Source organism: Leuconostoc pseudomesenteroides KCTC 3652 (genome assembly GCF_014634745.1).
Taxonomy (GTDB): domain Bacteria; phylum Bacillota; class Bacilli; order Lactobacillales; family Lactobacillaceae; genus Leuconostoc; species Leuconostoc pseudomesenteroides.
The window spans coordinates 1-10,471 of record NZ_BMBP01000004.1 but is presented as its reverse complement, the minus strand read 5'-3'; the positions used below and the strand labels follow the sequence as shown (position 1 = coordinate 10,471).

11 protein-coding genes are annotated in these 10,471 nt (G+C 36.9%); 2 read left to right on the top strand and 9 right to left on the bottom strand.

Annotated features, from left to right (window positions below; genetic code table 11):
- Positions 1–158: 158 nt before the first annotated feature.
- The 9 genes from IEU65_RS05545 to ulaG form a co-directional block, all read right to left on the bottom strand.
- Entirely contained in the window at positions 159–905 is a 747-nt protein-coding gene (locus IEU65_RS05545; RefSeq protein ID WP_010292497.1) for a hypothetical protein, read from the bottom strand.
- A 16-nt stretch (positions 906–921) separates the two neighbouring features.
- Entirely contained in the window at positions 922–1,803 is an 882-nt protein-coding gene (locus IEU65_RS05540; RefSeq protein WP_010292496.1) for an XRE family transcriptional regulator, read from the bottom strand.
- A 299-nt stretch (positions 1,804–2,102) separates the two neighbouring features.
- Positions 2,103–2,822: an L-ribulose-5-phosphate 4-epimerase gene (locus IEU65_RS05535; protein ID WP_010292494.1), complete on the bottom strand. Its 720-nt coding sequence runs from the start codon at positions 2,820–2,822 to the stop codon at positions 2,103–2,105.
- A complete protein-coding gene (locus IEU65_RS05530) occupies positions 2,822–3,688 on the bottom strand; it encodes an L-ribulose-5-phosphate 3-epimerase (protein WP_010292492.1) in 867 nt (288 codons plus the stop codon). The genes IEU65_RS05535 and IEU65_RS05530 overlap by 1 nt, the downstream gene beginning before the upstream one ends.
- Before the next feature lie 2 nt (positions 3,689–3,690).
- Positions 3,691–4,329 carry a 3-keto-L-gulonate-6-phosphate decarboxylase UlaD gene (locus tag IEU65_RS05525; protein WP_010292489.1) on the bottom strand — a complete coding sequence of 213 codons (639 nt, stop codon included), beginning with the start codon at positions 4,327–4,329 and terminating at the stop codon, positions 3,691–3,693.
- 10 nt (positions 4,330–4,339) lie between these two features.
- On the bottom strand, positions 4,340–4,645 hold the full coding sequence (locus IEU65_RS05520) for a PTS sugar transporter subunit IIB (RefSeq protein WP_004913450.1): 306 nt from the start codon (positions 4,643–4,645) through the stop codon (positions 4,340–4,342).
- A 32-nt stretch (positions 4,646–4,677) separates the two neighbouring features.
- Positions 4,678–6,189, bottom strand: a complete 1,512-nt coding sequence (gene ulaA / locus IEU65_RS05515) for a PTS ascorbate transporter subunit IIC (RefSeq protein WP_031941304.1) — start codon at positions 6,187–6,189, stop codon at positions 4,678–4,680.
- 10 nt (positions 6,190–6,199) lie between these two features.
- Complete coding sequence (locus tag IEU65_RS05510) at positions 6,200–6,679, bottom strand: PTS sugar transporter subunit IIA (protein ID WP_010292480.1); 480 nt, start codon at positions 6,677–6,679, stop codon at positions 6,200–6,202.
- Between the two features lie 12 nt (positions 6,680–6,691).
- Positions 6,692–7,765: an L-ascorbate 6-phosphate lactonase gene (gene ulaG / locus IEU65_RS05505; protein ID WP_004914196.1), complete on the bottom strand. Its 1,074-nt coding sequence runs from the start codon at positions 7,763–7,765 to the stop codon at positions 6,692–6,694.
- Positions 7,766–7,974: 209 nt separating this feature from the next.
- Here ulaG and IEU65_RS05500 point away from each other — a divergent pair, with 209 nt between their 5' ends.
- The gene (locus tag IEU65_RS05500) at positions 7,975–9,471 is read left to right on the top strand and encodes a BglG family transcription antiterminator (RefSeq protein WP_242455652.1); all 1,497 of its coding nucleotides are present in this window, start codon (positions 7,975–7,977) and stop codon (positions 9,469–9,471) included.
- Entirely contained in the window at positions 9,468–10,283 is an 816-nt protein-coding gene (locus IEU65_RS05495) for a Cof-type HAD-IIB family hydrolase (protein WP_010292474.1), read from the top strand. The genes IEU65_RS05500 and IEU65_RS05495 overlap by 4 nt, the downstream gene beginning before the upstream one ends.
- The last annotated feature ends 188 nt before the right edge of the window (positions 10,284–10,471 follow it).

The window sequence follows — 10,471 nt, the reverse complement described above, 5'->3', positions numbered from 1 at the left end:
CGGTTATTTTCAAAGTACGGTCTTTACTTGTCTCTATTGAAAATATATCCCCTTAATTTATGACGAGAACTTGATGAGGACAACGCTTTAGACTTATAAAATAAAAAACACCTCGCAAGTTTTTTCACTTTCGAGGCTACCCTATTCAATAGAAGGGCTTAGTTTTTCACGTGGTATCGTGATACCAATTGCTGTTTTTTCAAATAAATAACAATAAACGGAATGGCAATCAATAAAACACTCAACAAAAATTTAAATAAAGATTGATTGACTGACTGGCTTTGTCCAATTTTTTTAATATAGTCAAAAATATAGTAACCAGGGAAAAATTGTTGCACAATCGAGATTATTTTTATTAAGATACCGTCAGCGGCCGTTACGGTATCCCAGCGAATCATCAAAACGCCAAATCCCATACTCAACGGCATGCTGAGCGCAGCAATTGTCTTTTGATCCATATAAATACCAATTAAAAAACCGATTGCGTTTAAATACAGTCCCATTATGAGTAGCAAGATAACTAACATGCCTAAACTCAAATTAATCGGCAAAGATCCAAATAAGGCGCCAGCAACTAAAATAACAAAAACGATACAGGCATTCAAAATAACTTGCACGATAAACTGATCTGTTATCCAACGTTTGATACTATAATGCGAAGTTTGAGATTGTAATTTATAAAACTGATAGGTATCACATATTTTTTTAGAAAACGTCACAACAGAATTACCCGAAATACCGATTATCGCAGCAATTGTAAACCACAAATAACGATTAACAGGATTGTGTGTCATGCCGTTAAAAACACTTAGCATCATTAAATACCACGCTAATGGGAAAACGACTGTAAACAAAATAAAACGTTTATTTCTGAATGTATCTTTAATTTCTATCCAAGTAATCATTAAATAGCTCCTTTAATTATTGATTCATGAGACGATACCAATGTTCAATCGTCTGATTATTAGAGTGAATATTGGCAACTGATTCATCTGACTTAATCACACCATCTTTTAGTAACACGACACGTGTAAAGTAGTTATCAATTTGATTGAAATCATGTGTGATAGTGACGACACTGCCACCCACATGATCCAAATAATCCCAAAATAAATCAATTGATTCTAAATCCATGCCCACTGTTGGTTCATCTAGTATCAATAGTTTTGATGGTTTAATTAACGTCAAAAGTAATGCTAAACGCCGTTTTTGTCCGCCGGAAAGTTGATCAACGATCACTTCAGATTGCTCAGTCAATCTAAATTTTTTGAGCAAATCATCTATGTTGATCTTTGAGTAGGCATCATATATTTTCAAAGATAAAGCAATTTGTTCGCGAACCTTTAAAGAGGCAATCAAACAATTTTCTTGCGTCATAACGCTGAGGTCATCTTGTGCATTAAAATGTTTAACGACACTACCTTTATCCGGAATGATATTGCCCAAAATCGTATTAACAATTGTTGTTTTACCTGATCCATTGCTGCCTAACAAAGCGATACGATCTCTACCATAAATAGATAAATTGACATCCTTTAAAACAGGATTTTTGAATGATTTGTTTAAATTTTTCAGCTCCAATATTAAAGCATCGCCATGTGTATGACCAGCAAGTAAAAAATCTAAGTTGACCGAAAATATTTCTGAAATAGAAATAAGCTTATCAATGTTAGGTTCGGATTCGCCGTTCTCCCACTTAGAGATTGATTGCCTAGAGACAAATAATTTTTGTGCTAACAATTCTTGTGACAAGTGCTTTTTTTGCCGCAAAGCGCTTAACTGCGATTTGAAAATGTTTTCCATACTTAATATTATTCTCCGTGATCTTAATTCATCAGCTGATAAAAATGATTATACATGAACAATTTAATCAATAAACATTTTCTCACAAAAGTGCTGTATAGACTTTTTTGCGGAGGTCGCAACCGTTAGTTGCACCCTATTATCAATTGAAAACTAGGTGTTTTTTACCATTTGTCTTATCATGATAGACATCATTGATAAGATTTTATTCTATATTGACTTTTGAGATTTTGACAAACACGGTTGCATACAAAATACCCCAAAAGCATAATAGCTTTTGGGGTATTTTGCGACATGAATTAACTATGATTAACAGAAACTGCTTCTTTTTGCCCATAGTAAGCATTTACACCGTGCTTGCGATAATAATGCTTATCAAGTAAATATTGGGGCACATGAATATCCGAACGTGTCGACTGTAGCGCATGATAACTGATTTCTGCTGAAACTTCTAATACTTTAGCATTATATACAGACTTTGAGGCATCGACGCCCCACGTAAATGGTCCATGTTGGCTGACTAGCACAGCAGGGGTCGCATCAGGATCAATCTGCCTTTGCTCAAATTCTGACACAATGACTTTTCCTGTATTTAACTCATAAGCTGATTGAATTTCTTCTTGACTCAAAGCTGGCGTGCACGGAATATCACCATAGAAAGTGTCTGCGTGTGTCGTGCTAACAGCAGGAATATCCATTTGAGCAGCCGCAAAGGAAACACCCCATGGTGAGTGTGTATGCGTAATACCACCAATATTTTTGAAATGCCGATACAGATAGGCATGTGTTGGTGTATCACTAGAAGGGTTTAAATCACCTTCCACAACGTTACCATCTAAATCAACCACTACCATATCATCAGGCTTCAAATCTTCATAGGCAACACCAGATGGCTTAATCACAAATAATCCTTTTTCACGATCAATTCCCGACACGTTACCCCAAGTAAATGTTACCAATCCCAATTTAGGCAAAGACATATTTGCTTGATATACTTCATTTTTTAGTTCTTCTAACATCATACTACCTCTATTAAAATACCTGCTTGGGTCAATAATTCAAGAATGAAATCGTGTGCTTTTTTGACTTGGTCAACACAATCTTTGTCTCGTTCTGACCACATTTCTATCGTAAATGTGCCTTGATAACCAAGCCGCTTCAATGTTTTAAATAATCCTAAAAATTCAACATTACCTGTTCCAAAAGGCACATTTTTAAACTTACCGGATGTATTTTCTGTCACAACTAAGGTATCTTTGACATGCACCGAAACGATATTTTCAAATCCATCAGTCAAATCTTCCCCAGGGTTTACCTGTGGCCATGCTGAAATATTACCAATGTCAGGGTAAGCTTGCAGCCACGGTGACGAAATATTTTGTTTGATTTTTCTGATCTTGTTAATTGAATTAATAAAGTCATCGTCCATCGTTTCAATCGCAATCATAACCTGATTCGCCGCTGCAAAATCAACTACTCGCTGTAAATTTTCAATAAAATTCTCACGGGTGAGTGCTGTTTTGGCATGATAATATTCATCATATCCAGCAATTTGAATATTTCTTATTCCCAATTTTTTAGCTAAGATAATTGCTTTTTGACACATACGGTATGCAGCATCATAAAGGACAGGATCTTGTGAACCTAGAGGGAATTTACGTAATGCTGATAGCATCATTGTGTCGATTGAAACACCCGATTCATACGAATTTTTTAGTAGGCTAAATATGTCATTGTCCGACCAATCTAGGCGCGCAATACGCTCATCACTTTCGTCGATTGATAATTCAATAAAAGAGAAACCTTGCTGCTTAGCAAATACCAATTTTTCCCGCCATGACAGTTGGAACGGTAAGGATTTTTCATTAATGCCCAATCGCGCCATCGTTATGCCCAGTACTTTCCAATTTCATCTTGGAAGGCTTGTGCAGCTGCTGCGGGATCATCTTGACCCGTAATGGCTCTACCAGCAATGAATGTATACACTGGCACATCTTTAAACAATTTAATCGTGTCTAAATTAAGTCCCCCGGTAACAGAAACTTTGAATCCCATTGAAATAAACTTTTTGACAATGTTGAGGTCTTTTTCACCCCACACTTCACCAGCCAATAAGGCGTCTCTGCTTTGGTGATAAATGACTTGTTCAATACCGATTTGTTGCCATTTCTCCGCCAAATCCCAATTCCATGCTGAGTACAATTCAACCTGTATCCCATCAAGAACCGACTTTGCAGATTTCATTGTAGCAATTGTTGCTGAATCAATAACTGTCATCAAATCAGCTCCAGCGTCTTTTGAATTTTGAGCCACCGTTGAGCCAGCATCCGCACACTTGGTATCAGATGCAATAATTTTATCGGGAAACATCTCTCGCAAAACACTAATGGCCTGTTGTCCCGCCTGCAATTCAAGAATCGTACCAACTTCAACAATGTCAACAATCGGTCCTGCTAAATGCGCAATTCTTGCAGCATCAGCTAATGTATTTTGATCTAAAGCAATTTGTAGATTAGGCTTCGTCATTTTTTTATCCTCACTTCTTGTATTTCTCTTCAAAATCAGTTTCGTCAACAATTCGTTGGGTGATTTCTTTGTCACTCATAACATTTTTGACACCGACCACTGTCACGCCTTTTTTTGCGGCATCTTCAAACATGTCCACAAAGTTAAGTGGTGTGAAAACGGCATCATACTGGCTTGCCGTTGACTTTCCTTCGGCAATACTTGTGTGGTTAATTTTTGATACCGGAATGCCAAGCTTTTTCATTGATTTTTCAACACTTTTCATCATCATCAAGCTTGTACCCGAACCATTAGCGCAAGAAACTAAAATATTCATTATTATTCTCCTTTATTAAAACAAATTAATTTTTATTCAAGACCCTTATTTTCTTTATAGGCATCATAATCTTCAACCATCAAGAAATAATTTTTAGGATCCTTACGATATTCCAGTTGTGGAATTAGCAGTAGAATTGCAGCTACCACGACAACACCGAAGTAACCTAGATACTTCAAGATAACTGTGAATCCTGGCCAAACAGTATCCCAGTCAAACATACCCAAGTAACCACCGAACTTTGACATACCAATCCAAGTTGAGATTAGGGCTGCGCCGACAACTTGTATAATGCCTGAGAAAAATGGCAAAATCATGGCTGCTTTAGCGCCAGCTCGATTGTTGGCAATAACACCAAACACGGCATTGTCGAAGAACAACGGAATGAATCCGGCAATAATAATAGTTGGCGAGTGGAAAATCATCAGTGCCCCTATGGCTAAAAATTGTCCTAATGCGCCAAACAAGAAACCAATTGTCACGGCATTTTGTTCACCAAAGGCAAATGTCGCCGCAACATCAATACCAGGCACAGAATTTGGTAGGATCGTATCACTAATACCAGTGAAACTTTCAGTTAGTTCCCCAACGAATGTTCGAACACCCAGTTGCAAAATTGCTAAGTTAACAGCGAAGCCAAGGGATGTTGTGAGAATGTAGAAGAAGAAGCTCGCACCCTGAGCTAAACCAGAGGTCCCTTTACTAGTAATGAATAGTTGATGGAAATAATTTTCTCCTAATACGAACATAATGATGCCAAAGAATAGAAACATTAATATCGCGGTGGCCACCATATTCTCATTAAATATTTTCAAAAAACCAGGTAAAGTAATATCTTCCAAGCGCTTAGAAGCTGGCTTGTTCTTCTTTTTTTCAGAAGAACTCATCTTATCTGCTAACCATGCAACCAATGCAATCCCAAACATTTGCTGATGGGCAATTGCGAAACCGCCACCATCAGTAAGCCTTTGAATTGGCTTGATTGTCATGTTAGATCCAACAGCCCAATATAAGCCAAGTAACACACCCATAACAAGCAAAACTTCAATTCGTCCAAGACTCGGAATCGCAAATAGTAAAATCCAAAATGCTGTTGCTGCTTGCTGTACCTGAACATTTCCAGTAGTAAATACTGCACGTAATTTTGTATATTTAGAAAATCTTACCAATAAAATATTAAAGACAAAGGCAATTAGCAATAAAATCATGACGTCGCCAAATGAACGGCCAAACGTTTTTTCTAATCCATCTGTCACAGCATTTTGACCAAAGTAAGGATCAATCACAGTTGCCGTTAAATGAAAGCGGTCTTTCAGTCCTGTTAGTATCGGTCGGAAACTTGTTACCAGTCCGTTTGAGCCAACAATTAAGATCATGTAACCAATCGTGGCTTTTAGAAAACCAGCCAAACTTTCATACCATGGCTTTTTCTCTAACATGTAACCAATCAAGACAATGAAACCAATCATGTAGGCTGGTTGGGTCAAAATGTTATTGGCAAAAAATTCCCAAATAGCTAATATTCCTGCGAATATATTATTCATCATGCTCTCCTCATTGCTCAGCAGGGATTTTATCAAATTGATTCATCACTTGAACGAAATCGTCCATTGATTCAACATCTGACAACGCTTCAATCACACCATCTGTCATCAATAACGACATTAAATTTTGAATATTCTCTAGGTGTTGCTTTTCATCCTTAGCTGCTAGCGTGAAAAATAGCTTCCCTTGTTTTTCAACATTGCCATCTTCAAACGAAACAGCTTCATTAAATTTGGTGAAACTAATACCTGTTCCTAAAACACCTGGTCCCGTAGCTAATGCGTGTGGCATCACCACACCAGGTACAATGACAATATAGGCGCCATTGTCTTCAACATTTTTAATAATTTCATTAATATATTGCTCGGTAATAATTCCCTTTTCTTTGAGATTTTCACCCGCAACACGCAACGACTCCCGCCAACTTGATGGCGTGTCATGGTAAATTCTTACCAAGTCGTTGTCGTAAAAGTAATTAAGCATTGTCATTTTGATTACTCCTTATAAGAATGAAGGGAATGGCACATCATTATCTTTTGAAAAGACATCTGAGAAGCCACGGTCATAATGATATTGAATCTTGTTTTGATCTTCTGGGAAAGTGTAACTACCACCAACACGCCATACAAATGGGTGGAATTGATAGTTAAGTGTGTCTTTTTTCATTTCCCATAACTTAACGATTTCTTGCGGATCAGCATCGAAATTTGACCAAATATCATAATGTACAGGAATCACAACTTTGGCTTTCAGGTCCTCAGCTGATCGCAAAACATCAATTGATGTAACTTTATCTGTTATGCCTCGCGGATTTTCACCATAGTTAATAATTTCAACATCAACATGATTCTCATTCCCATGTTTAGCAAACATATTTGACATGTGCGAATCGGCGGCGTGATATAGATTTCCACCAGATGTTTTAAATAGATAATTGACAGCAATTTCATCCATGTCTTGTGGTAGCGAATCTTTGATTGTGACATCGTTATCGACAGTTAATAGCGCTGTCCGATCAAAAGCTTCCAAAGCCTTGATCGTAACCGACTTCACGGTCACTTCATCTCCTGGGTGAACAACAATTGTGCGTTCTTCAGGAACTCCCCAACCTTTCCAAATGTCAACAACCGCTTGAGGACCAATAAACTTCGTTTCTGGGCCACTATTTTGTAACACAGCCGCTGCTGTATTGATATCTAGGTGATCTGAATGGATATGTGTCACCAATAAGGCATCGACATTTTTAACAGCATAGGGATCAATAACGAATGGTTGTAGACGCAAGTTCGGTTGCATCTTTTGCACGCCACTCATCCTCATCATTTGATGTCCTTGCTTCATCAAACCTGAACCATGTGTTTGTTTACCAGTACCATTCCAGAGATCAACTAAAATATTGGTGTCCTCATGTGTCTTCAACCAAATACCATTATTGGCTAACCACCACATCCGGAAATTCTTTTCGGGTACTTTTGATTGTTCAATTTCTTCATTTAACCAAGTGCCCCACTCTGGGAATGTATTCTGAATCCAATTTTCTCGTGTTGCCTCTTGAATTGTTGTTGCTTTTGCCATTTCTTTAAACCTTCTTCCAAACTTTTTTAAAATGTATGCGCTTACATTTGCTGGTACAATTACATTATGGTTGAGAATTAAAAAAATAAACAGTCCCATTACCTCACAATGAAAATGCTTGAATGAGACTGTAATCAATCACTTGCTCATTGTAAAATCAAAGTGAATACACGTTTTGGAAAGGAACACTAATTATGAGCGTACCAAATATGAATTACACCACATTCATTAACTACATAGCCAATCAAGATCTGCTCCCAAATGTTCAAACGATGTCTAACCGGCTCAATTTATCTAGTCGTAAAATCTATTACTTATTACAAAGCGCCAATTCTGATTTGCGTTCATCAAATCTCCCTTTTTTGGCGCCAAACACCAGAATCACACAAAACCAAATTACCGTTTTGAAAGCAAAATTGTCTCATGTTCCTTCAGATGATTATATTAATTCCTATGAACGGCAACTGATTATTGATATTTGTTTGGCACTACCACTTAAAAAATGGACATTATCTGCTTTTCAAACATTATTTTCTGTCTCTAGAAATACAGTTCTCCGTGATATATCAGATCTCAAAAAGCGAGAGACATTTAAACCCGTTTTTTCGAAAAAATCAGGTTTTGAGTTTGCAGAACCGTTGTACGACTCATTCGTGCATGCCTATAACGGCCTAGCCTTACTGCAGAGTCACAAGAATGCACTATCGTATTTTATACGGTCACTGGATAAACACATACCTTACTCAAAATTTTTATTAATCAGCGAAAAATTAAAAAATATGTATCAAGATTCTCTAGGCAAAAAGATATCAATTTCCAATGCTTTAACGTTAACTATTTTTTCAACGCTTGCTTCGCTGTATAGTGAGCTAGATCCTATTGCACAGGAAAGTTTATTTACATCCGCTGACGTGGTTTCTTTTACCAAACGCAAAGAAAACGATATTATCAATGACTTCTCAATGATTACCAAAACAAATTTTTCATTAGAGATGCCAGACGCCGTCAAATTATTTCTAACCTTGCAACTACTGAGTGTGACGAAAGAACAGGATAACCATTTCAGTGCACGTGCCTTTCAAGATCTTTTAGTTGTCAGTCATGAAATCGTTAAAGCCTTTGTCCTCACTTCAGATATTAAGATCAGTCAAGCTGAGCAAGAAGTTTTAACACGCAAAATACAAACACAGCTCAAGCCCTTTTGGTATTCATCTAAGTACCAAAGTATTACCGTATATGACTACTTATATCACAACGAAACCTTTGAAAAATACGTCACCGACGCACTGAGTCAAATCACTAATCGATCACTGTATCAACGTTTGTTCCCTTTTGGACTACTAACCGATCAGATTAGCATTCTAGCAATGATTTTTTACAATTTTAGCTTGTCCCACGAAAAAATGCATAAATTACACATTTTAATGGTGACGTCACTTCCGATTTATAGTCAAAATCTTTTTGAAACATTAATCAAACGTAGTAGTTCTGCACCATGCGAATTATCAATTGTCTCACTTAATGATTTTGAAAACTCGTCAAATGAACCCAATCAGTTTGATTTGATTATTACGGAATCGACTGAAATTGCGACGAAACAACCTACTTTTCTGATAGACAGTGAGCTGTCGGATAGTGAGTTTGACCGACTAAAAATGGTAATATCACAAATTAACGTTACCAAGAAAGAGGAAAGCCTAACATGACGCCAAAATTAATTGCCTTGGATATGGACAATACATTACTCAAATCAGACCGTACGCTATCCCACCAAAATGCTACGATTTTGAAAAAATTACATGCTGATAACCATCATATTGTTTTAACAACCGGTCGCCCATTCCCAAACGTACAACCCTTCTTAACACAACTAGAGCTAAACAAAAATGATGACTATGTCATCTTGTTCAATGGTGGTGTGGTTAAAAATATTAATACAAATGAAACGCTTTTAAACAAACGTTTCACGCTTAGTGATATGTCTGAGATTTTCAATTTAATCCATAATCTTAATTTGCCCATTGATATTGTTTGTCCAGAAATTGTCTATTCTATTGCAGACTTTGGGCAGTCTAACTATGTTAACTTAATTGGTAAACTGCTGCATTATCAGCAAGTCAGTATCACTGATTTGCCAACAACGTTGACATTTAACAAATTTGTCGTCTGCGAAACAGAAGACAAATTGAACTATCTCGAAAATATTCTTAATCACACACCCGTGTTAACCAAGAATATTTCATTTACAAGATCTCGGCGAACACTGCTAGAATTTGTGCCTAGCAACGTCAGTAAAGGCGCTGCACTCAAAGTGTTACTAAAAAAATTGTCCCTAACTTCAAAAGATTTGATTGTTTTTGGGGATGAGGCTAACGATCTATCTATGTTTAAACTCGCCACTGTATCAGTAGCCATGGCTAACGCTATTCCACTAATTAAATCGGCAGCCACGGATATCACCAGTAGCAATGAGGAAAATGGTGTCGCAACATTTTTATCATCCTACTTCAACCTCTGAAACTATCACACAACGCATTCACAAAAAATCAAATGTATAAAATTGGTATACATTTGATTTTTTTATTCCGACGCTGTATAATTTTGTCTATTCCGAAAATGTAAGCGTTTTCAATAAAGGAGAATACTATCATCAAAACTAAATTATTCATTGATATGGACAACACTATCGTTGATACCTTGCCTGTA

Coding starts and splice junctions, on each gene's coding strand:
- IEU65_RS05545 (WP_010292497.1), bottom strand. CDS start 905: ATGATTACTTGGATAGAAATTAAAGATACATTCAGAAATAAACGTTTT.
- IEU65_RS05540 (WP_010292496.1), bottom strand. CDS start 1,803: ATGGAAAACATTTTCAAATCGCAGTTAAGCGCTTTGCGGCAAAAAAAG.
- IEU65_RS05535 (WP_010292494.1), bottom strand. CDS start 2,822: ATGTTAGAAGAACTAAAAAATGAAGTATATCAAGCAAATATGTCTTTG.
- IEU65_RS05530 (WP_010292492.1), bottom strand. CDS start 3,688: ATGGCGCGATTGGGCATTAATGAAAAATCCTTACCGTTCCAACTGTCA.
- IEU65_RS05525 (WP_010292489.1), bottom strand. CDS start 4,329: ATGACGAAGCCTAATCTACAAATTGCTTTAGATCAAAATACATTAGCT.
- IEU65_RS05520 (WP_004913450.1), bottom strand. CDS start 4,645: ATGAATATTTTAGTTTCTTGCGCTAATGGTTCGGGTACAAGCTTGATG.
- ulaA (WP_031941304.1), bottom strand. CDS start 6,189: ATGAATAATATATTCGCAGGAATATTAGCTATTTGGGAATTTTTTGCC.
- IEU65_RS05510 (WP_010292480.1), bottom strand. CDS start 6,679: ATGACAATGCTTAATTACTTTTACGACAACGACTTGGTAAGAATTTAC.
- ulaG (WP_004914196.1), bottom strand. CDS start 7,765: ATGGCAAAAGCAACAACAATTCAAGAGGCAACACGAGAAAATTGGATT.
- IEU65_RS05500 (WP_242455652.1), top strand. CDS start 7,975: ATGAATTACACCACATTCATTAACTACATAGCCAATCAAGATCTGCTC.
- IEU65_RS05495 (WP_010292474.1), top strand. CDS start 9,468: ATGACGCCAAAATTAATTGCCTTGGATATGGACAATACATTACTCAAA.